Raw genomic sequence first — 20,529 nt, forward strand, 5'->3', positions numbered from 1 at the left:
ACAGAGATTGCATGCGATGATTTTTCGCTCGTAAACTTCATATTTATAGCTACATTGGCCATTTTGCGAGTCACCGCAATGTTCTTTTTGGCTTTTCATGACAGAAATATGACAGCAGCCACTGAGGGCTACAGATGCTTTTTTACACAAAGGAACCGCTCATGAAAAAAAATATCCTCGCGTTTTGTCTTGCTAGTTTGCTCTCTACCAGCGCTTTTGCTCTGGTTCCATCCGGGAATGATGCCACCACCAAACCTGATCTTTATTACCTGAAAAATGCGCAGGCGATTGATAGCCTGGCGCTGTTACCACCACCGCCGGAAGTCGGTAGCATCGCGTTTTTAAACGATCAGGCGATGTACGAGCAGGGCCGCTTGCTGCGTAACACCGAGCGCGGCAAACAGGCAGCGGAAGACGCAAACCTGAGCAGCGGCGGCGTGGCAAACGCCTTCTCCGGCGCATTTGGCTCACCGATCACCGAGAAAGACTCCCCTCAGTTGCATAAGCTGTTGACCAATATGATCGAAGATGCAGGCGATCTGGCAACCCGCGGCGCGAAGCAAAAATATATGCGTATCCGCCCGTTTGCCTTCTACGGCGTACCAACCTGCAACACTAAAGAGCAGGATTCACTGGCGAAAAACGGCTCTTATCCGTCCGGTCATACCTCTATCGGTTGGGCTACCGCACTGGTGCTGGCAGAGATTAACCCACAGCGTCAGGATCAGATCCTCAAACGCGGCTACGACCTGGGGCAAAGCCGGGTGATTTGTGGCTACCACTGGCAAAGTGACGTGGACGCCGCGCGCATTGTTGGCTCCGCTGTCGTTGCCACTTTGCATACTAATCCGGCGTTCCAGCAACAGTTGCAGAAAGCCAAGGACGAGTTTGCCGCCCAGCATAAGTAAACCGCACGCCCGGACGGGCGTGCTTTTACGATGATCCCTTCGCGTTTTTCAGGTTATAGAGGCGTTGTACCCGCTGCGCCTCTACGATGATGTTGGCTACATCTGCACGCGTGAGCGCCAGCTGGACGGGGTCAGAGAACAGGAAAATATCTCCTCTGAAAATAAACAACGGTTCATCCGTACCCGCTTCATTAACCACGGAATAGTGATTGCTGACATAGTCCGCACGCGCATTAATCTGCGCCTTTTCAGCCTGTCGGGTAGCTAGCGGCTTATCAGCCCATGCCAGAAACGCGTCAAAGGGCTGGAGATCGCGTGCCAGGTGAGTGACTTCGATTTTGTGCAACTGAACAAAAGCATTACCGTAATCAATGGTAAAACGTAACCACGCATCACTATCGGCGATTTGCACCGGGAATGTGCGCGTCGAAAAACTAACGCGCACGCCGGTTGCCGCATTGAATGTGGCATAGATGACCGGACTGTTTTCCGTCTCCCAGGTGCGCAATGTCATAACTTTATCGACTTTATTCGCTACCTCAATGCAGCCCGTCAGTGAGCCAGCCAACAGCAGCATCACGGCAGTGGATATCAGACGTTTCATCAGCATTCCACCGCTTAGCGATAAACTTTGGTGTGGAACAGATTGTAATCATACGGGCACTCATTCAGTGCCCACACCGGTGCCGGAGTATCTTTGCCTTCGGTAACGTCCGTGATCATAATTTCGTGGGTGTAGTAGCCGCCGGGCAAGGTGTATACCTCGTAGCTGTGCCCCGCTTTTGGCGATACGCTGCGAAATGATTCATGCACGGTTTGCGAATAGGTGGTTTGCGAAACGGTGACATAGCCGATGCGCAAGAACTGGCCAGGCTTAACGGAAAACTCCATCACATCTTTGCCCTGTAATGGCGAGCTGGCGGGTAACGGGGCAATACCAGCGATTTTTTTATTGCGGGTGGATTTAATGCCAAGGATATTCACTGCGGATGTCAGCGATTTTTGATCGACCTGACGAAGGCAACTTCCCGACTGCTGGTAAATTTCTGCCACCAATGGTGTCGCATAGTTTTCAACGCGCAGCTTTGCCGCATCCGCTGCTGAGTAATCGTCCATTGTGGAAGTGGAGATGGTGCATCCTGCCAGCGTCATTGCCCCCACAATTACCATCCCTGCTTTCATTTCGCCACGCATCATCTTTCCTTATTTTTCCTTAATAAGAACACGTTATCGGCGAAAGCAGACTGGACTTTAAAAGAAAACGGCTGCGGCAGAGTTGTCGCAGCCGTCCGATATCAGGCGGAGCTTAGAAACGTGTCACGAACGGCGTGGTATCCGGTACGGTGACAGTAGTCGAGGCTTTCAGTTGCGGTGTGCCGAGATACAGAAAACCGACGATTTTATCCTGTTCGCGGCAATCAAATGCCTGGCGAACCACCGGGCTGTCGGTCAGCGGGCCTGTGCGCCAGATTCCATTAAACCCCTGCGCCAGCGCCGCCATCTGCATTGCCATTACCGCGCAGCCGGCAGAGAGCAACTGCTCCCACTGCGGGACTTTATGGTGAATGTCGCATTTTGCCACCACCGCGATGATTAACGGTGCGCGAAAAGGCGATGTACGCGCTTTTTCGACGCCTTTTTCATCCTGGCCTGCGGCAATCGCGGCCTGCTCCAGCGTCTGACTGAAACGTTCGCGCCCTTCCCCTTCGATGACAAAAAAGTGCCATGGCTGAAGCGTACCGTGATCCGGCGCGCGCATCCCCGCACGCACAATGTTATCCAGTTGTTCACCTGCCGGGGCCGGTTCTGCCAGCCGGGATGCGCTACGACGATTGACGAGCATCTCAAGTGCGTCCATTAGTTAAACTCCTGTATTGAAATTTGTTCACAAAATTAACACGGGCGTAGAAATTGTTACAGCGCCGGAGGCGATTCCTGCTGACAAGTGGCAGCGGGGTAATTAGGATAACCACACTTTGCCGCTCGGGCAGCGGTGGTCGTTAACTACCAGGGAGAATACATGCGAACCCTTTGGCGTATTATTGCCGGTTTTTTCAAGTGGAGCTGGCGATTGCTGAACTTTATCCGCAAGCTGGTGCTGAATCTTTTCTTTATTTTGTTGGTGCTGGTTGTCGCAGGCGTGTGGATGCAAATGAGCGACAGCAAAACCAGCAGTAACAGTCGGGGCGCATTGCTGCTGGATATTTCCGGCGTAGTGGTGGACAAAACCTCGGCCAGCAGCCGGCTTGGCGCACTGGGCCGCCAGTTGTTTGGTGCCAGTTCGGATCGTCTGCAGGAAAACTCACTGTTTGACATCGTCGATACCATTCGCCAGGCGCAGCATGACCGGAATATCACCGGGATTGTGATGGATCTGAAAAATTTCGCCGGTGCTGATCAACCATCGATGCAGTATATCGGCAAAGCGCTGCGTGAGTTCCGCGACAGCGGTAAGCCGGTTTATGCCGTGGGCGACAATTACAGTCAGGGCCAGTATTACCTTGCCAGCTTCGCCAACAAGATCTGGCTGTCGCCGCAGGGTGTGGTTGATCTGCATGGCTTTGCCACCAACGGCCTCTACTATAAATCGCTGCTTGATAAGCTGAAAGTCACCACCCACGTATTCCGCGTCGGCACCTATAAATCCGCCGTTGAGCCGTTTATTCGCGACGATATGTCCCCGGCAGCACGCGACGCAGATAGCCGCTGGATTAATGAGTTGTGGCAGAACTACCTCAACACCGTTGCCGCTAACCGCCAAATCACCGCGCAGCAGGTCTTCCCGGGCGCGCAAGCGATGCTGGATGGGCTGCGTAAAGTGGATGGCGACACGGCGAAATACGCGCTGGACAACAAGCTGGTGGATGAGCTGGGCTCGGCAACCGATGCGGAAAAAGCAATGGTTAAACAGTTTGGCTGGAGCACGGAGGATAAGAACTTCCGCGCGGTCAGCATGTATGATTACCAGGCAAAAAAAGCGAGCGATGTCGGCGATACCGTGGCAGTGATTTTCGCTAACGGTGCGATCATGGACGGCGAAGAGACGCCGGGGAACGTAGGCGGCGACACCACTGCCGCACAGATCCGCGACGCACGTCTGGATCCGAAAGTGAAAGCCATTGTGCTGCGCGTCAACAGCCCAGGCGGCAGCGTCAGCGCATCGGAAGTGATCCGCTCCGAGCTGGCGGCAGCCCGCGCGGCAGGTAAACCTGTCGTGGTATCAATGGGCGGCATGGCGGCCTCCGGCGGTTACTGGATCTCGACCCCGGCGAACTACATTATCGCCAGTGCCAGCACGCTGACCGGCTCGATTGGCATCTTCGGCGTTATCAACACGCTGGAAAACAGCCTCGACAGCATCGGCGTGCATACCGATGGCGTAGCAACCTCGCCGCTGGCAGATGTCAGCATGACCAAAGCGCTGCCGGACGAAGTTTCGCAGATGATGCAGTTGAGCATTGAGAATGGCTACAAACACTTTATCACGCTGGTGGCGCAGTCGCGCAACAGCACGCCTGAGCAGGTTGATAAAATCGCCCAGGGTCACGTCTGGACCGGCCAGGATGCGAAAAATAACGGGCTGGTTGATGCGTTGGGCGATTTCGACGACGCGCTGGCGAAAGCGGCTGAGCTTGCGAAACTGAAACAGTGGCATATCGATTACTACGAGGAAGAGCCGACATTCTTTGATCGGCTAATGGATAGCATGTCCGGTTCGGTAAGCGCCATGCTGCCAAAAGCATTGCAGGCATATTTGCCCGCGCCACTGGCAAGCGCTGCGCTACAGATGAAAGCTGAAACCGACAAACTGGCGGTGTTTAACGATCCACAAAATCGTTATGCGCTCTGTCTGAACTGCGCCAATATCCGCTAAAATCACCTGACCACGTCCCCTCCACCGGAGGGGATTTTTTTGATGAAGCCAGAATATAACTATGCAAAAAAAATCCATTTACGTTGCCTACACGGGCGGTACTATCGGTATGCAACGCTCAGAACACGGCTATGTGCCGGTTTCCGGTCACCTGCAACGTCAACTGGCGCTGATGCCTGAATTCCATCGCCCGGAGATGCCTGATTTCACCATCCATGAATATGAGCCGCTGATGGATTCGTCCGATATGACACCGGAAGACTGGCAACATATCGCAGACGATGTGAAAGCGCACTATGACGATTACGATGGTTTTGTCATTCTGCACGGTACAGACACGATGGCCTACACCGCGTCGGCACTGTCGTTTATGCTGGAAAACTTAGGCAAACCGGTTATTGTGACAGGGTCACAAATCCCGCTCGCCGAACTGCGTTCTGATGGCCAAATCAACCTGCTTAATGCGTTATATGTGGCGGCGAATTTCCCGATTAACGAAGTGACGCTGTTCTTCAATAACCGTTTGTATCGCGGCAACCGCACCACCAAAGCGCACGCTGATGGTTTCGACGCGTTCGCTTCGCCTAACCTGGCGCCATTACTGGAAGCGGGTATTCATATTCGCCGCCTGGGCACGCCGCCCGCGCCGCACACCACGGGAGAACTGGTTGTCCACCCGATCACCCCGCAGCCGATTGGCGTGGTAACGATTTATCCAGGCATTTCCGCCGATGTGGTGCGTAACTTTCTGCGCCAGCCGGTAAAAGCGCTGATCCTGCGTTCTTACGGCGTGGGTAATGCGCCGCAAAACGGTGAGTTTCTGAAAGAGTTACAGGAAGCCAGCGCCCGCGGCATTGTCGTGGTCAACCTGACACAATGTATGTCCGGCAAGGTCAACATGGGAGGCTACGCCACCGGCAACGCCCTCGCCCACGCTGGCGTGATTGGCGGCGCAGACATGACAGTTGAAGCGACGTTGACAAAACTTCACTACCTGTTAAGCCAGGAGCTGGACGCTGATTCCATTCGCACCGCCATGACACAAAACCTGCGCGGTGAACTGACGCCGGATGAATGAGGAGGCTCGAATGACGCAACGCGCACTGCTGCTGGTTGATATTCAAAATGATTTTTGCGCTGGCGGCGCGCTGGCGGTAGCTGAAGGTGACAGCACGGTTGATGTTGCTAATGCCATGATGACGTGGTGTAAGACACGCGGCAATGCCATCGTGGCAAGCCAGGACTGGCACCCGGCCGGACATGGCAGTTTCGCCAGTCAGCACCACGTCGCGCCGTTCACAACTGGCGAACTGGCCGGGTTAACCCAAACGTTTTGGCCCGATCACTGTGTACAAAACAGCGAAGGCGCAGCGCTGCATCCGTTGCTAAACCAGAAAGCTATCGATGCGGTGTTTTACAAAGGGGAAAACCCGCTGATTGACAGTTACAGCGCGTTTTTCGATAACGGCCATCGTCAGGAAACCGCCCTGCACAACTGGTTGCAGCAGCACGGCATCCGCGAACTGGTAATTCTCGGTTTAGCCACCGATTACTGCGTGAAATTTACCGTGCTGGATGCGCTACAACTTGGATACGAGGTGAATGTCATTACCGACGGTTGCCGTGGCGTGAACCTGAATCCGCAGGACAGCACGCAGGCGTTTATGGAGATGTCAGCGGCTGGCGCGACGCTCTATACGCTCGCGGACTGGCAGGAAACGCATGCCTGAATGATGCCCTTGCCGGATGGCGTTGCGCCTCCGGCATGGCGACTTACGATTTAAACGTCGCGATCGGCTTTGGCGAAATGCCAAAATCCTCTTTTAATTGCTGCTTACTTTTCATCACCATCTGGCCGTTAGTATCAATGGTCATGTGCTGCGCCTGCGTATTATTGCGCGCCTGCCACAGCATCACCAGTTGCAGACTGTTCTCTTTTTGCTCTGCTGTCAGCGCCACGCCATCCGGCCATTTACCTAACTCAACGGCCGTTACCAGGCGCTGGTAGATCTCCGGCGTCATGCTGTTAACGATTTGATCAAGATTCATCTTTGAAAACTCCGTGGAATAATTGCTGAATCGTTTTTTCAACCCTGAGATCGTTCGCCGTTTTCGTCATCCGTAAAACTCAGGGAAGCAGAGTTGACGCAATAGCGTTCGCCGGTCGGTTGCGGACCATCCGGAAAGACGTGTCCCAGATGCGCATCACATTTTCCACAGCGGATTTCCACGCGTTGCATGCCATGCGAATAATCGTTGATATAGCGAATAGCGTCTTCGCTCACCGGCTCAAAGAAACTTGGCCAGCCGCAGCCAGAATCATACTTGGTTTGCGAATTGAACAGCGCGGCGTCGCACACCAGACAGTGATAAACCCCGTCGCGTTTGTTATGCAGAAAACGCCCGGTGAACGGCGGCTCGGTGCCATGGTTCTGCGTCACGTAAAATTGCATTTCAGTCAGTGTTTTTTTCAGGTCGTCTTCAGAAGAATTATGCGCCATTTGCTCACGCCTCACGGTAAAAACTCGACAACTTTTCACCCTGATTCTAACAAAACATTAACACTGCGGCGTTAACTTTTGTTCTAAACTTATTTGTTGCGGTAAAGCAGCCGGTGAATTGTGATTAATCTCACATTTTTATCCTGTCTGACCTTTAAAATTCCGGGCGGCGCCCCTATATGGGGAGCATGCTCAAAGGAAGAGTGAGGCGAGTCAGTCGAACAAAGGTTATGCGGAGGATTGATTTGTCGCAATGATTGACACGATTCCGCTTGACGCTGCGTAAGGTTTTTGTAATTTTACAGCCAACCTTTTATTCACTAACAAATAGCTGGTGGAATATATGACTATCAAAGTAGGTATCAACGGTTTTGGCCGTATCGGTCGCATTGTTTTCCGTGCTGCTCAGGAACGTTCTGACATCGAAATCGTTGGTATCAACGATCTGTTGGACGCTGATTACATGGCGTACATGCTGAAGTATGACTCCACTCACGGTCGTTTCAACGGTACCGTAGAAGTGAAAGACGGCCACCTGGTTGTTAACGGCAAAACCATCCGTGTTACTGCTGAGAAAGACCCGGCTAACCTGAAATGGAACGAAATCGGCGTTGACGTTGTTGCTGAAGCTACCGGTATCTTCCTGACCGACGAAACCGCTCGTAAACACATCACCGCTGGCGCGAAAAAAGTTGTTCTGACTGGCCCGTCCAAAGACAACACCCCGATGTTCGTACGTGGCGCTAACTTCGACAAATATGCTGGTCAGGACATCGTTTCCAACGCTTCCTGCACCACTAACTGCCTGGCTCCGCTGGCAAAAGTTATCAACGACAACTTCGGCATCATCGAAGGTCTGATGACTACTGTTCACGCGACCACCGCCACTCAGAAAACCGTTGATGGCCCGTCTCACAAAGACTGGCGCGGCGGCCGCGGCGCATCCCAGAACATCATCCCGTCCTCTACCGGTGCTGCTAAAGCTGTAGGTAAAGTACTGCCGGAACTGAACGGCAAACTGACTGGTATGGCGTTCCGCGTTCCGACTCCGAACGTATCTGTTGTTGACCTGACCGTTCGTCTGGAAAAAGCTGCGTCCTACGAAGAAATCAAGAAAGCCATCAAAGCCGCTTCTGAAGGCCCGATGAAAGGCGTTCTGGGTTACACCGAAGACGACGTGGTTTCTACCGATTTCAACGGTGAAGTTTGCACTTCCGTGTTCGATGCTAAAGCGGGTATCGCACTGAACGACAACTTCGTGAAACTGGTTTCCTGGTACGACAACGAAACTGGTTACTCCAACAAAGTTCTGGATCTGATCGCTCACATCTCCAAATAAGTTGAGATGAGAACATGATCTGAAAGAGCGACTTCGGTCGCTCTTTTTTTGTTTTGAAGACAGAGGATTGCGTTAATGATTAATAAAATTTTTGCACTTCCGGTAGTCGAACAAATTACCTCTACTCTCTCCCTGCGCAAAATGGACGAGCTGGACGTTATCGTCGTTGACCATCCGCAGGTTAAAGGTTCATTCGCCTTACAGGGCGCACATCTGCTCTCATGGAAACCGCAGGGCGAAGAAGAAGTCCTGTGGCTGAGCGGCAACACGCCGTTTAAAAATGGCGTCGCGCTGCGCGGCGGCGTGCCGGTCTGCTGGCCGTGGTTCGGCCCGGCAAAACAGCAAGGCCTGCCAGCGCATGGTTTTGCGCGCAATCTGCCATGGGCGCTGAAAGCACATAACGAAGATGCCAGCGGTGTTGTACTGACCTTTGAACTGCAGAGCAGCGATGCATCGCGCAAATTCTGGCCACACGACTTTACGGTGTATGCCCGCTACAAACTGGGCGCGACCTGCGAAATGGAGCTGGAAGCTCACGGTGAGTTTGAAACCACCTCGGCGCTGCACACCTATTTCAATGTCGGTGATATCGCAGCCGTAAAAGTGAGTGGTCTTGGCGATCGCTTTATCGACAAAGTGAACGATGCGAAAGAAGATGTACTGGCCGATGGTGTACAGACGTTCCCGGATCGCACCGACCGCGTCTATCTGAATGCGGAAGCCTGCAGCCTGATCCACGACAGCGCGCTTAACCGCACCATAGAAGTCATCCACAGCCATAACGCAAATGTCGTGGCGTGGAACCCCGGCCCGGCACTCTCCGTCAGCATGACTGACATGCCGGATGACGGTTACAAAACGTTTGTCTGTGTGGAATCGGTTAACGCGACCGTGCCGCAGAAAACCACTGAAGAGAAGCCGTCCCGCCTGGCGCAGACTATCCGCGTCGTTAAACGCTGATCCTGCCGACCCTCTCCCGACAGGAGAGGGTTATTACTCCTGTCACACCACGTCGAGTGGCGTTTTACGGCCAGGTGCCGGGAACGCGTTGTCCAGCCGTATTAACTCTTCGCTGCTTAACGTGATATTCAATGCCGCCGCATTTTCCTGCACATGCGCCACGCTGGACGCCTTGGGAATGGCAATCACGCCCTGGTGGCTTATCACCCATGCCAGTAAAATTTGCGCAGCACTCACCCCATGAGCTGCGGCAATCTCGCGCACCGTGCTGTTTTCCAGCAAACCATCGCGCAGGCGGCCAGCCTGCGCCAGTGGACAATAGGCCATCACTGGCATTGCCCGTTGCTGGCACCACGGCAGCAGATCATATTCAATGCCGCGTGAACCAAGATGATACAGCACCTGATTTGTCGCACAGGCGTCCCCGCCGCGCACGCGCATCAGCTCCTGCATATCACTGTGATCCAGATTTGAAACGCCCCAGCGGCGTATTTTGCCCTGCGCGATCAACGTTTCCATCACCTCGACGGTTTCAGCGAGGGAGTAGTTACCACGCCAGTGCAGCAAATAGAGATCGAGAACCTCTGTTTTCAGGCGACGCAGGCTGGCTTCGCAAGCCGCGATGGCTTTCTTGCCGCCCACATTCCATGGATAAACTTTGGAAACCAGGAACACCTTGTCACGCAAACCGCCCTGTAAGGCTTCGCCGACCACTTCTTCCGCTCCGCCGTCAGCGTACATTTCCGCCGTATCAATCAGCGTTAATCCCAGATCGACACCCGCGCGCAGCGCATCCACTTCTTGCTGACGCAGTCGCGTGTTTTCACCCATGTACCATGTGCCCTGGCCAATGGCGGGTTGTGAAACCTGGCCTGCAAAAACCACTTTTTTGTCTGCCATATTGTCCTCCTGCTAAACGTTGCACCGTAAAGCAAAACAGGGCCAATGGCCCTGTTTTATTGCACAGATCGCACTATTCAACTGCACAATCAGAAGCGGTACGTCACCCCGGTAGACAACAGACCGCCCCAGGATTTATCCACCATCGGGCTGTCTTTGATCTCATCCGACAGATGGGTGTAACGGCCCGTGCCGTACACGGTCCAGCTGTCCGTCAGACGGTAGCTGACCGTTAGCTCCAGATAGGGACTCCAGCCATTATCCGGATCGTAGCTTTTCAGCCCGCTGCGACGCGCTTCATCGCGCGACACACCGTAGTAGTATTGGTTCAGGTTATCGCTGGCCCACTCAACACCGACGCCCGGCGTGACGCTCAGCGCACCGTTGTTGTAGTTGTACAACCAGCCGATGTCCCACAGAACACCGTTGCTGTTATCCAGCACATCGCCCGCCAGTGTGGTGCGCAGGAAACCGTACTCGGTATTGTGAATGTATGAAAGCCCCGCCATCATCGTCGCTTTACGGCGATCCAACTGACGCAACTGGTTATTATCACTGTCTTTTGGTTTGAACTCCCATGGGAAGTAAAACGCGGTGATGGAGAGTTTATCCGCCTGGTCATTCCACAGGTAATAACCGCCGCCTAAGCCGCGAAACCAGAAATTATCACTTTCATAGGTGATAACAGGAACCGGCAGGACACGTTTATCATACTGTTTATACGGGGATTCAACGACGCCTACGCCAGCGCCCAGTGAAAAGGTATTTTCTGCATTTGCTGCAAAAGCGCAGGACGCGGTCAGCACGCCCAGTGCCACGAGTTTGATTTTGGTCACAGTCCTTTCTTTCCTGTAGTCAAATAATTGGCGCAAGAAGTTTAACCGCCCGCGCCAGCCTACCCAAATTTTTTTACCTAAACATTACAAAAAAACGCAAATTCGATGGGACGAAAAGCCTGCCATCATCGGGGCAATAAAACACTTTCCCGCCCTGTTCATTAACCCTCTTCGGCCATTTCTGGTGATAAATGACGCGCTGTACATACCGTTACACGGCAGTGCTCATCATCTGTCATAAGGCTGGTATATAGTGTCGCGGAAACAGAGATCAATTCCTCTGTAATGTTAAAAAACAACATATTTTAAACAAATGAATATCAAGTAGTTTTAATTTTATAATGAAAATCAAAAATACTTTCTGCCTACATTTCCTGATGGCGTTTCTCGCCATCCTGTTCCTCTGCGTTCATCCGCTGTTGACCCGTTTTGATCCGCCGCTTAAATTCCAGCCGCTGATTAAAGCAATGGACGGTACGGCAAAAGAACAGGCGGAAAAAATAGCCACTATTTCTCATGCCCTGCAGGGTAATGCGATTTTTTTCATCGGCGCATCGGAAGTCGCCACCTCAGAAGATGAACCTTACGCTGTATATAATTACCTTAATAATGATTTACACCGTAATGTTGTTGCATTTGGCGACAGTTTTGATGATAGCGTCACCCATTTTCTTCTGCTGTCTCGCTTTAAGAATGACCTTAACGCAAACAGTAAAGTCGTTTTACTGCTCGCGCCCGATAGTTTTTATTCAACCGGCGTACCTCCGGCTATTTTCGCGAATAATTTTCCGGCACCGGTTTTTAATCCTTTAATGGAGGATGAACAAACACGACCATTCCTGGTCAACTACTTACGCCATATCAATAAAAAAGAGACCAGCCATTTAACCTTTGAACAAATGAAAATTGCTGGCTGGGATCTGGATAATATCTGGCAAGAAGTCAGTTACGAATTTGCTAATTTCTGCACACTGATTAAAAACGACTGGCTGGCGTTGCTGGACGTTGAAGCGTCACCCGCACGCCCCTGGCCTGTACAACCCGCTGTTGATATCACGCCGAACTGGGAACATGAACTGGCCCACGCCCGCGAATTGAACGAGGCGCGCCAGGAAAGCGCAGACACCTTGTGGATGGACAAAACGGTTTATCAACCCGGCGAAAAACCAGAAGTATGGGACGATTCGCCCGTTGAGCCGGAACAGTTGAAAGCGTTTCGCGCCATGATTAAGTTGCTGAAAGAGCACCACGTTCAGGTGGTAGTCATTATCGATGCGATAAACCGTCGTGCGGTGCAAAACCCTGAGCTGGTGCAGCCTGCGGTAACGCAAACCACCGCCATCCTGAAAGAAAACCAGATCCCCTATTTTGATATGTACTCCATGCCGTATCAGGACGGCTGGAACTGGGATCGCCTGCATCCTACCGATCTGGCATGGGTACCGATGGACCGCTTTATTATTGAGAGTTTTAAACGATGAAATACGCTATTCGCCTGTTTTTCCTTTATCTCTTACTGGCGGTCACCGTTATCGCGTGGTCCTCTGTTGATGAAAGCATGAATTTAAAAGTGCACTTTGAATATCAAAAGTTCTGAGGAATGAATGATGTACAGCTCCGGAACCTTTTTCTTTTTTCTCTTTTCCTCGGCGTTGTTATTTGCGCTGGTTAACCGCGTGCTGCGCTATCGGTTAACTTACTTATGTGCTTTTTCCGTGCTGGCGGCCTTTGGCTGGGGATATATATTTCAGGGCGACTATATCGTTCCCGTCGCGGTTTTTATCAGCTTTTATATTCTCGTCACCTTAAAAGAGAAAGGCTGGTTAAAAACCTGGCAGGCGGTAAGTTTAACGTTAGTGCCTTTGTTTGCGGTGAAATTACACCTGAATAACCATTGGGGCATGATTGGCTTATCTTTTATGACCTTTCGCGCCATCGATGTTTTGCTCTATCGCAATAAAAAAGACGGCAACAATGTTTTGCACTACTTCTGTTACCTGTTTATGCCGTTCATTATTCTGGCCGGCCCAATGTACCGCTGGCGGACGTGGATAACGGATATTAATAAACCGGTGTTTACGCTCACGCGTGAGCAATTTCTCATAGCCGCAGAACAAATTTTCACCGGCATCGTGCAGAAATTTTTATTCGCCATGCTGATCGATAACCTGGTGATCCAGGACTGGAGCCACCGCCCGTTTACATTAAGTGTCGGCGTCGTGATGTCGCTCGCCTACAGCGCTTACCTCTATTTTGATTTCGCCGGTTACAGCAATATGGCCATCGGCGCCGCTCGTTTGTTTGGCCTCAACGTTCCGGCAAACTTTAATATGCCGATTCTGGCGAAAAACCCGCAGGATTTCTGGCGTCGTTTCCACATCAGCCTTTCAGAGTGGCTGCGCGATGTGGTGTTTATGCCGATTTATATGAATTTAATGAAGCTCGACTTTTTCCGTCAGAACAAAACACTGGCGCAGAATATTGGTATTTTCTGCACGCTGTTTTGTATGGGGGCATGGAACGGGCTCGAACGGCACTATGTGATTAGCGGCGCGCTGTTTGGCGCCATTTCTGTGGCGCACAACATGCTGCTGTGGTCAGCCAAACGTAGCCCGGTGCTGAACCGCTGGCTGCAATTTCCCTCGATCCTCTTTTTGGGACGCCTGTTAACGCTGGCAAGCGCTGCGGCATCTCTTTACATTTTTAGCGGAATGTCACCTCTATGAACCTACACTCTGACCTCCAGGCGCTGCAGGATTTCCTGCGTGCGGCATTACTCGATCCCGCCCGCCCGCATCAGTTAGCGATAAGCGGCAGCGATGAAGCACTTAACTGGCAACAGCTCTCTGGCGCGGTGACAGACTGGGCCGAACGCTATCAGCGCTGTCAGCCTTCGCCGGCGACGCCAGTGGTGTTGTACGGCCACCAGCAGGCGGAATTCGCCGTCGCTATCTATAGCTGCCTGCTGCATAACATTCCTTACATTCCGGTAGATTGCATCTATCCGCAGGAACGGTTGAAAGAGATTTGCCATCTCGCCAGCGCGCCGTACTACTACGACGTAGCGACCCGGCAGTTTGTGCCGACCGGTGAAATCGCCCAGCCGCTGGCAGAGCCGGATCTCGCCTATATCATGTTCACCTCCGGCAGCACGGGTAAACCGAAAGGCGTGCAGATCGGCCGTGAAAGCGTGTGGCACTTTATGCAGTGGGTGCGTCAGGATTTTGCCTTGCCGGAAGTACCGGTATTGATGAATCACGCGGTGTTCAGCTTTGACCTGTCACTGATCCCATTGCTGGCAAACCTGGCAACCGGCGGCCATATCGTGCTGAACGCCAAAGAGGATATCGCGGCAGAAAACTGGCTTGAGCGCCTGAAAAGTAACGCGGTCTCAGTCTGGGTTTCCACCCCCTCTTTCGCTTACCAGAAACTGCTCTCGCCGCAATTCAACAGTGATTATTTGCCCGCGCTCGGCGTGTTTGTGTTTATCGGCGAAGTGCTAAACAAAGCGCTGGTCAAACAGCTTCGCCGCCGCTTCCCGCAGGCCAAAATCCTCAACTCCTACGGCCCGACCGAAGCGACTATCGCCACTACCGTTGTCGAAATCACGGACGACATCCTCGCCAGCGAAAACGATCTGCTGCCGGTCGGCACCATGATGCCAGAGAGCAGAATGGAGATTACCGCTGACGGTGAGCTGGTTATTTGGGGCAAAAACGTGATGCGCGGTTATCTCGGCCTGCCGCAGGAGAACGCGGCGAAACTGCTGCACCGTGAGGGCGAAGCATGGCGCGGCTACAAGACCGGTGATCTGGGCTACGAAGATGGGCTTATTTACTGCCAGGGCCGCAACGACAGCCAGATCAAGCTCAACGGTTATCGCATCGAAATTAACGAGATTGAAAACCGCCTGCTGGCGATGTCCGGCATTCGTGAAGCAGTGGTATTACCGCTAATGAAAGCGGGCGGCGGCGTGCTGCGTATCGCGGCATTCTGCGTAACAAATCTGGCGCCGGACGCGATTAAACACTCGCTTTCACAGGTGGTGCCGCCATACATGGTGCCGTCGCAAATCATCATCCAGGAGGCTTTGCCGCTGAACCCTAACGGCAAAATCGACCGCAAACTGCTGGATACCCATGCCCGCAGCAACTGAATACACAGGAAAAATCATGGAACAAGAAATTCTCGCGCTGTTTGAAAAGATTTTATCCCGCAAAGTGGGCTTTCACGATGAGCTGATTGAGTCCGATATTCTCGACTCCATCCTCGCCGTCGATATGGTGCTGGAAGTGCAGGACGTTTACGGCTGCATGATCCCACCAACAGAAGTCGCCAGCGTGCTGAAAACCCCAGCGGATCTCGCGCAATACATTGAAGAGCACCGCAGCTGACATGTCATTTTACGGTGCCGGGCATTGCCGCCCGGCACCGCGTCTTTCGTTTTGCTGGCGACAACCGCCCTGTTAATCCTGTCTGTCATCATCCTTTAACACAGCTCGCGTACTTCTGTTGTCGATAATCTTTCCGCTTCGGCGAAGTGACCATGACGGCGTCACTTTTTCTATACTTGCGATCCCGCACATCCTGTAAAAATTTACCAACATTCGCCTGATGTAAAATGTTGGCATTTTCCAATGCAGAATCCCGATATTAAATATAAAAAATCTGTATAAATCTAACTCAATAGATATTTAATCCAAATATGGGGCAAAAAAAGGCCCTCTGCCATCAGAATCTTCTTCAGCGATAACTTGATCAAAGCTGGATACACGCTCATAACAAATAGGACGGAGCATAATTTTTATCCCGTTGGTTTGCGACGCTAAAAGTGGAAAAACTGATAGCTGTACTGTTCCCACAGATTACGAAAGGACGGCATGCCATGAATATATTCGATCACTATCGCCAGCGTTATGAAGCTGCCAAGGACGAAGAGTTCACTCTGCAGGAGTTTCTTGCCATCTGTAAGCAAGATCGCAGCGCCTATGCGAATGCTGCTGAAAGGCTGCTGATGGCCATAGGGGAACCTGTGATGGTAGACACTGCCCAGGAGCCACGGCTTTCCCGTCTCTTTTCGAACCGGGTTATCGGACGCTACCCCGCGTTCGAGGAATTTTATGGAATGGAAGAGGCGATTGAGCAAATTGTCTCATACCTCAAACACGCTGCGCAGGGTCTGGAAGAAAAGAAACAGATCCTCTATCTGCTCGGCCCGGTGGGCGGGGGTAAATCGTCCCTGGCCGAACGCCTGAAATCCTTAATGCAACGGGTGCCAATTTACGTGTTGAGCGCCAATGGCGAGCGCAGCCCGGTTAACGACCACCCGTTGTGCCTGTTTAACCCGCAGGAAGACGCGCAGATCCTGGAAAAAGAGTACAGCGTCCCGCGCCGTTATCTCGGCACGATCATGTCGCCGTGGGCCGCCAAACGCCTGCACGAGTTTGGCGGAGATATCAGCAAATTCCGCGTGGTAAAAGTCTGGCCGTCGATTCTGGAACAGATTGCGATTGCCAAAACAGAACCGGGCGATGAGAACAACCAGGACATTTCAGCGCTGGTCGGTAAAGTGGATATCCGCAAACTGGAAAACCACGCGCAAAACGATCCAGACGCCTATGGCTACTCCGGCGCGCTGTGCCGGGCGAACCAGGGCATCATGGAGTTCGTCGAAATGTTTAAAGCGCCGATCAAGGTGCTGCACCCACTGCTGACCGCCACGCAGGAGGGCAACTACAACGGTACGGAAGGCATCTCCGCCCTGCCGTTTAACGGCATCATCCTCGCCCACTCGAACGAATCCGAATGGGTGCAGTTCCGTAACAACAAAAACAACGAGGCGTTCCTTGACCGTGTTTACATCGTCAAAGTGCCTTATTGCTTGCGCATCTCGGAAGAGATGAAAATTTACGAAAAACTGCTCAACCACAGTGAGCTCTCCCATGCGCCGTGCGCACCGGGAACGCTCGAAACGCTGGCCCGTTTCTCGATTCTTTCGCGTCTGAAAGAACCGGAAAACTCCAGCATCTACTCGAAAATGCGTGTCTACGACGGTGAAAGCCTGAAAGATACCGATCCGAAAGCGAAGTCCTATCAGGAATACCGCGATTACGCCGGTGTTGATGAAGGGATGAACGGCCTGTCGACACGTTTTGCCTTTAAAATCCTCTCGCGTGTGTTCAACTTTGACCACGTCGAAGTGGCAGCCAACCCGGTGCACCTGTTCTACGTACTGGAACAACAAATTGAACGTGAGCAGTTCCCGCAGGAGCTGGCTGAACGTTACCTGGAATTCCTGAAAGGCTATCTGATCCCGAAATACGCCGAGTTTATCGGCAAAGAGATCCAGACCGCTTACCTCGAATCCTATTCCGAATATGGACAGAACATCTTCGATCGTTATGTCACCTACGCGGATTTCTGGATCCAGGATCAGGAGTACCGCGACCCGGATACCGGCCAGTTGTTTGACCGTGAATCCCTGAACGCGGAACTGGAAAAAATTGAAAAACCGGCCGGGATCAGCAACCCGAAAGATTTCCGTAATGAGATCGTTAACTTCGTGCTGCGCGCCCGCGCTAACAACAACGGACGCAACCCGAACTGGACCAGCTACGAAAAACTGCGCACGGTTATCGAGAAGAAAATGTTCTCGAACACCGAAGAGCTGTTGCCGGTGATTTCGTTCAACGCCAAAACCTCTACCGACGAGCAGAAAAAGCACGACGATTTTGTCGACCGTATGATGGAGAAAGGCTACACCCGCAAACAGGTTCGCCTGTTGTGCGAATGGTATCTGCGTGTACGTAAATCATCATAACAACGCGCTGGCCGCGCCCTGTGCGCGGCCAGTTGCTACGTTGGCATACGCAGCGGGAGGGAACTATGACCTGGTTCATTGACCGGCGTTTGAACGGTAAAAATAAAAGCACGGTTAACCGCCAGCGATTTTTACGCCGTTATAAAGCGCAAATAAAGCAGTCGATCTCCGAAGCGATCAACAAGCGTTCGGTAACCGACGTGGAGAATGGCGAATCCGTCTCCATCCCGACGGAAGATATCAGCGAACCGATGTTCCATCAGGGGCGTGGCGGCCTGCGCCACCGCGTACATCCGGGAAACGATCATTTTGTGCAAAATGACCGCATCGAGCGCCCACAAGGCGGCGGTGGTGGTGGCGGCGGCGGCCAGGGCGAAGCCAGCCCTGACGGCGAAGGCCAGGATGAGTTTGTTTTCCAGATCTCCAAAGATGAGTATCTCGATTTGCTGTTTGAGGATCTGGCGCTGCCGAACCTGAAAAAGAACCAGCAACGGCAGCTTAATGAGTTCAAAACGCACCGCGCGGGCTACACCGCCAATGGCGTACCGGCGAATATCAGCGTTGTGCGTTCGTTGCAAAACTCGCTGGCGCGCCGCACCGCCATGACGGCAGGAAAACGTCGTGAGCTGCGCGAACTGGAAAGCAGCCTCGAAACGGTGGCAAAAAGCGAACCTGCACAATTACTTGAAGAGGAGCGTCTGCGCAAAGAGATTGCCGAACTGCGGGCAAAAATTGAGCGCGTACCGTTTATCGACACCTTTGATTTACGCTACAAAAACTACGAAAAACGGCCAGAACCTTCCAGCCAGGCGGTGATGTTCTGCCTGATGGACGTTTCCGGTTCGATGGATCAAGCGACCAAAGATATGGCCAAGCGTTTTTACATTCTGCTCTATCTGTTCCTGAGCCGAACCTATAAAAACGTCGAAGTGGTCTATATCCGCCATCATACGCAGGCGAAAGAGGTGGATGAACATGAGTTCTTCTACTCGCAGGAAACAGGCGGCACCATTGTTTCCAGCGCGCTGAAACTGATGGATGAAGTGGTTAAAGAGCGTTACGACCCGGCGCAATGGAATATTTACGCCGCGCAGGCGTCGGACGGCGATAACTGGGCGGACGACTCACCGCTGTGTCACGAAATCCTGGCGAAGAAGATCCTGCCGGTGGTGCGTTACTACAGTTATATCGAGATCACCCGCCGGGCGCACCAGACGTTATGGCGCGAGTATGAACACCTGCAAACGATGTTTGATAATTTCGCCATCCAGCATATTCGCGATCAGGAGGATATCTACCCGGTATTCCGCGAACTTTTCCATAAACAAACGACATCCACCAGCTAACCTTCCGCAGCCGGAACCCTTTCCGGCTGCCTCTCTTTATTGCGCATCTGCGTAAAAAAACCGCATTTCCCCGGGCTAATGGCTGAATTGCCGTACAAAATAGCGGCTATTTACCCTCTTGCCTGCGCGTAAATGTGGCACAGTAATCACATCGAAACATTTGTGGCACGGCGGGCGTGGATAACGTTTACGTCGGTGCTGTTGCGCTCAGTTCATCCTGTGAACGCCTTGAGCCTGGTGGCATATGGCTGCCGTTTGAAAAGAAACTAACAGTACACACAAAAAGCGTTGTTTGTAGTGCTTGTATTTTTTCGCCGCCTCTTTAGGGCGGCTTTTTTATTTTCATCTCCCGGTGCGTGAATTATTCTTAATCTTCAACGTCTTCATCGGGAGTGAATATGTCTGAAATTGCCAGCCGTAACATCCACCAGCATTTGATAAACCTGCTTGAACAGCACGACGCGCGCTTTCGCGTTGTTGAACACGAGGCCGTCGGCAAATGTGAGGCCGTCAGTGAAATTCGCGGTACCGCGCTGGGTCAGGGCGCGAAAGCGCTGCTGTGTAAGATAAAAGGTAACGGGGTGAAAAAGCATGTGCTGGCGATCCTGGCCGCCGACTTACAGGCCGACCTTTCCCGCTTAGCGCAGCACTTTGGTGGCAGTAAAGCCTCGCTGGCAAGCCCGGCGGAAGTGGATGCGTTAACGGCGTGCGTATTTGGCGCCATTCCCCCGTTCAGCTTTCACCCGGATCTGCACCTGGTTGCCGACCCGGTACTGTTTCAGCGCTTTGATGACATCGCGTTTAACGCCGGGTTACTGGAGAAATCGGTAATCATGAATACCGGCGACTACCTGCGCATCGCCAGGCCGGAACTGGTGGATTTTCGCCGCGAATAACGCGCTTGTGCGGCTTACCAGCCGCTCCTTTCCAGAATCAAGACGGAAATCACCAGCCCGGCGGCCAGCGTGAAGAACAGGGCGGTGATAATCAACACATCTGAAGGCATGATGGTAACTCGCAAAGGCCTGTCGGTGCCTAATTCATA

21 protein-coding genes are annotated in these 20,529 nt (G+C 52.5%); 13 read left to right on the forward strand and 8 right to left on the reverse strand.

Translation table 11 applies throughout. The features are described from left to right. Positions 1 to 161 precede the first annotated feature (161 nt). Positions 162 to 908 (forward strand): acid phosphatase PhoC, encoded by a 747-nt coding sequence (gene phoC / locus H650_RS03710; RefSeq protein WP_020454018.1) that lies wholly within the window; start codon positions 162 to 164, stop codon positions 906 to 908. A gap of 25 nt (positions 909 to 933) precedes the next feature. Here the strand turns inward: phoC and H650_RS03715 are convergent, their stop codons facing one another. The 3 genes from H650_RS03715 to H650_RS03725 all read right to left on the reverse strand — a co-directional run bounded on the left by H650_RS03715 (position 934) and on the right by H650_RS03725 (position 2,766). Beyond that, entirely contained in the window at positions 934 to 1,512 is a 579-nt protein-coding gene (locus tag H650_RS03715; RefSeq protein ID WP_020454019.1) for a hypothetical protein, read from the reverse strand. A 14-nt stretch (positions 1,513 to 1,526) separates the two neighbouring features. Beyond that, complete coding sequence (locus tag H650_RS03720) at positions 1,527 to 2,105, reverse strand: hypothetical protein (RefSeq protein ID WP_233500381.1); 579 nt, start codon at positions 2,103 to 2,105, stop codon at positions 1,527 to 1,529. Positions 2,106 to 2,214: 109 nt separating this feature from the next. After that, positions 2,215 to 2,766 (reverse strand): NAD(P)H nitroreductase, encoded by a 552-nt coding sequence (locus tag H650_RS03725; RefSeq protein ID WP_020454021.1) that lies wholly within the window; start codon positions 2,764 to 2,766, stop codon positions 2,215 to 2,217. A 162-nt stretch (positions 2,767 to 2,928) separates the two neighbouring features. Here H650_RS03725 and sppA point away from each other — a divergent pair, with 162 nt between their 5' ends. From sppA to pncA, 3 genes are all read left to right on the forward strand, one after another. After that, a complete protein-coding gene (sppA, locus tag H650_RS03730) occupies positions 2,929 to 4,782 on the forward strand; it encodes a signal peptide peptidase SppA (protein ID WP_020454022.1) in 1,854 nt (617 codons plus the stop codon). Positions 4,783 to 4,843: 61 nt separating this feature from the next. Next, a complete protein-coding gene (gene ansA / locus H650_RS03735) occupies positions 4,844 to 5,860 on the forward strand; it encodes an asparaginase (protein WP_020454023.1) in 1,017 nt (338 codons plus the stop codon). Between the two features lie 10 nt (positions 5,861 to 5,870). Continuing rightward, the gene (pncA, locus tag H650_RS03740) at positions 5,871 to 6,512 is read left to right on the forward strand and encodes a bifunctional nicotinamidase/pyrazinamidase (protein ID WP_020454024.1); all 642 of its coding nucleotides are present in this window, start codon (positions 5,871 to 5,873) and stop codon (positions 6,510 to 6,512) included. Positions 6,513 to 6,555: 43 nt separating this feature from the next. Here the strand turns inward: pncA and H650_RS03745 are convergent, their stop codons facing one another. Beyond that, a complete protein-coding gene (locus tag H650_RS03745; protein WP_020454025.1) occupies positions 6,556 to 6,831 on the reverse strand; it encodes a YeaC family protein in 276 nt (91 codons plus the stop codon). Positions 6,832 to 6,869: 38 nt separating this feature from the next. Further along, a complete protein-coding gene (gene msrB, locus H650_RS03750) occupies positions 6,870 to 7,283 on the reverse strand; it encodes a peptide-methionine (R)-S-oxide reductase MsrB (RefSeq protein WP_020454026.1) in 414 nt (137 codons plus the stop codon). Positions 7,284 to 7,626: 343 nt separating this feature from the next. Here msrB and gapA point away from each other — a divergent pair, with 343 nt between their 5' ends. Continuing rightward, positions 7,627 to 8,622, forward strand: a complete 996-nt coding sequence (gene gapA / locus H650_RS03755; RefSeq protein WP_020454027.1) for a glyceraldehyde-3-phosphate dehydrogenase — start codon at positions 7,627 to 7,629, stop codon at positions 8,620 to 8,622. A gap of 75 nt (positions 8,623 to 8,697) precedes the next feature. Further along, on the forward strand, positions 8,698 to 9,582 hold the full coding sequence (locus H650_RS03760) for a D-hexose-6-phosphate mutarotase (protein WP_020454028.1): 885 nt from the start codon (positions 8,698 to 8,700) through the stop codon (positions 9,580 to 9,582). A 42-nt stretch (positions 9,583 to 9,624) separates the two neighbouring features. On the opposite strand, the gene H650_RS03765 is transcribed toward H650_RS03760, so the two are convergent. Together H650_RS03765 and H650_RS03770 are read right to left on the reverse strand one after the other, a co-directional pair. Continuing rightward, a complete protein-coding gene (locus H650_RS03765; RefSeq protein ID WP_020454029.1) occupies positions 9,625 to 10,482 on the reverse strand; it encodes an aldo/keto reductase in 858 nt (285 codons plus the stop codon). 89 nt (positions 10,483 to 10,571) lie between these two features. Beyond that, positions 10,572 to 11,318 carry a MipA/OmpV family protein gene (locus H650_RS03770; protein ID WP_020454030.1) on the reverse strand — a complete coding sequence of 249 codons (747 nt, stop codon included), beginning with the start codon at positions 11,316 to 11,318 and terminating at the stop codon, positions 10,572 to 10,574. Between the two features lie 341 nt (positions 11,319 to 11,659). On the opposite strand from H650_RS03770, the gene H650_RS03775 reads away from it, so the two are divergent. The 7 genes from H650_RS03775 to H650_RS03805 all read left to right on the forward strand — a co-directional run bounded on the left by H650_RS03775 (position 11,660) and on the right by H650_RS03805 (position 20,380). Then, positions 11,660 to 12,799, forward strand: a complete 1,140-nt coding sequence (locus H650_RS03775; RefSeq protein WP_020454031.1) for a D-alanyl-lipoteichoic acid biosynthesis protein DltD — start codon at positions 11,660 to 11,662, stop codon at positions 12,797 to 12,799. 126 nt (positions 12,800 to 12,925) lie between these two features. Further along, positions 12,926 to 14,044: an MBOAT family O-acyltransferase gene (locus H650_RS03780; protein ID WP_020454032.1), complete on the forward strand. Its 1,119-nt coding sequence runs from the start codon at positions 12,926 to 12,928 to the stop codon at positions 14,042 to 14,044. Next, positions 14,041 to 15,474 carry an AMP-binding protein gene (locus tag H650_RS03785; RefSeq protein WP_020454033.1) on the forward strand — a complete coding sequence of 478 codons (1,434 nt, stop codon included), beginning with the start codon at positions 14,041 to 14,043 and terminating at the stop codon, positions 15,472 to 15,474. Before H650_RS03780 ends, H650_RS03785 begins: the two co-directional genes overlap by 4 nt. Positions 15,475 to 15,490: 16 nt before the next feature. Next, the gene (locus tag H650_RS03790) at positions 15,491 to 15,712 is read left to right on the forward strand and encodes an acyl carrier protein (RefSeq protein WP_020454034.1); all 222 of its coding nucleotides are present in this window, start codon (positions 15,491 to 15,493) and stop codon (positions 15,710 to 15,712) included. Positions 15,713 to 16,203: 491 nt separating this feature from the next. After that, complete coding sequence (gene yeaG / locus H650_RS03795) at positions 16,204 to 18,138, forward strand: protein kinase YeaG (RefSeq protein WP_020454035.1); 1,935 nt, start codon at positions 16,204 to 16,206, stop codon at positions 18,136 to 18,138. Positions 18,139 to 18,203: 65 nt separating this feature from the next. Further along, positions 18,204 to 19,484 carry a YeaH/YhbH family protein gene (locus H650_RS03800; protein ID WP_020454036.1) on the forward strand — a complete coding sequence of 427 codons (1,281 nt, stop codon included), beginning with the start codon at positions 18,204 to 18,206 and terminating at the stop codon, positions 19,482 to 19,484. 398 nt (positions 19,485 to 19,882) lie between these two features. Next, the gene (locus H650_RS03805) at positions 19,883 to 20,380 is read left to right on the forward strand and encodes a YbaK/prolyl-tRNA synthetase associated domain-containing protein (RefSeq protein WP_020454037.1); all 498 of its coding nucleotides are present in this window, start codon (positions 19,883 to 19,885) and stop codon (positions 20,378 to 20,380) included. 14 nt (positions 20,381 to 20,394) lie between these two features. Here the strand turns inward: H650_RS03805 and H650_RS26195 are convergent, their stop codons facing one another. Continuing rightward, positions 20,395 to 20,490 (reverse strand): hypothetical protein, encoded by a 96-nt coding sequence (locus H650_RS26195; protein WP_020454038.1) that lies wholly within the window; start codon positions 20,488 to 20,490, stop codon positions 20,395 to 20,397. Between the last annotated feature and the right edge of the window lie 39 nt (positions 20,491 to 20,529).

Origin of the sequence: Enterobacter sp. R4-368, assembly GCF_000410515.1 — a bacterium.
In the GTDB taxonomy this organism is placed as follows: Bacteria; Pseudomonadota; Gammaproteobacteria; order Enterobacterales; family Enterobacteriaceae; genus Kosakonia.

Excerpts from the sequence above, each read along its gene's own strand:
- H650_RS03785 (WP_020454033.1), top strand. The coding sequence starts at position 14,041 with ATGAACCTACACTCTGACCTCCAGGCGCTGCAGGATTTCCTGCGTGCG.
- H650_RS03715 (WP_020454019.1), bottom strand. The coding sequence starts at position 1,512 with ATGAAACGTCTGATATCCACTGCCGTGATGCTGCTGTTGGCTGGCTCA.
- msrB (WP_020454026.1), bottom strand. The coding sequence starts at position 7,283 with ATGGCGCATAATTCTTCTGAAGACGACCTGAAAAAAACACTGACTGAA.
- H650_RS03780 (WP_020454032.1), top strand. The coding sequence starts at position 12,926 with ATGTACAGCTCCGGAACCTTTTTCTTTTTTCTCTTTTCCTCGGCGTTG.
- pncA (WP_020454024.1), top strand. The coding sequence starts at position 5,871 with ATGACGCAACGCGCACTGCTGCTGGTTGATATTCAAAATGATTTTTGC.
- H650_RS03790 (WP_020454034.1), top strand. The coding sequence starts at position 15,491 with ATGGAACAAGAAATTCTCGCGCTGTTTGAAAAGATTTTATCCCGCAAA.
- ansA (WP_020454023.1), top strand. The coding sequence starts at position 4,844 with ATGCAAAAAAAATCCATTTACGTTGCCTACACGGGCGGTACTATCGGT.
- phoC (WP_020454018.1), top strand. The coding sequence starts at position 162 with ATGAAAAAAAATATCCTCGCGTTTTGTCTTGCTAGTTTGCTCTCTACC.
- H650_RS03805 (WP_020454037.1), top strand. The coding sequence starts at position 19,883 with ATGTCTGAAATTGCCAGCCGTAACATCCACCAGCATTTGATAAACCTG.
- H650_RS03720 (WP_233500381.1), bottom strand. The coding sequence starts at position 2,105 with ATGATGCGTGGCGAAATGAAAGCAGGGATGGTAATTGTGGGGGCAATG.
- H650_RS03800 (WP_020454036.1), top strand. The coding sequence starts at position 18,204 with ATGACCTGGTTCATTGACCGGCGTTTGAACGGTAAAAATAAAAGCACG.
- H650_RS26195 (WP_020454038.1), bottom strand. The coding sequence starts at position 20,490 with ATGCCTTCAGATGTGTTGATTATCACCGCCCTGTTCTTCACGCTGGCC.
- yeaG (WP_020454035.1), top strand. The coding sequence starts at position 16,204 with ATGAATATATTCGATCACTATCGCCAGCGTTATGAAGCTGCCAAGGAC.
- gapA (WP_020454027.1), top strand. The coding sequence starts at position 7,627 with ATGACTATCAAAGTAGGTATCAACGGTTTTGGCCGTATCGGTCGCATT.
- H650_RS03725 (WP_020454021.1), bottom strand. The coding sequence starts at position 2,766 with ATGGACGCACTTGAGATGCTCGTCAATCGTCGTAGCGCATCCCGGCTG.
- H650_RS03760 (WP_020454028.1), top strand. The coding sequence starts at position 8,698 with ATGATTAATAAAATTTTTGCACTTCCGGTAGTCGAACAAATTACCTCT.
- H650_RS03765 (WP_020454029.1), bottom strand. The coding sequence starts at position 10,482 with ATGGCAGACAAAAAAGTGGTTTTTGCAGGCCAGGTTTCACAACCCGCC.
- H650_RS03775 (WP_020454031.1), top strand. The coding sequence starts at position 11,660 with ATGAAAATCAAAAATACTTTCTGCCTACATTTCCTGATGGCGTTTCTC.
- H650_RS03745 (WP_020454025.1), bottom strand. The coding sequence starts at position 6,831 with ATGAATCTTGATCAAATCGTTAACAGCATGACGCCGGAGATCTACCAG.
- sppA (WP_020454022.1), top strand. The coding sequence starts at position 2,929 with ATGCGAACCCTTTGGCGTATTATTGCCGGTTTTTTCAAGTGGAGCTGG.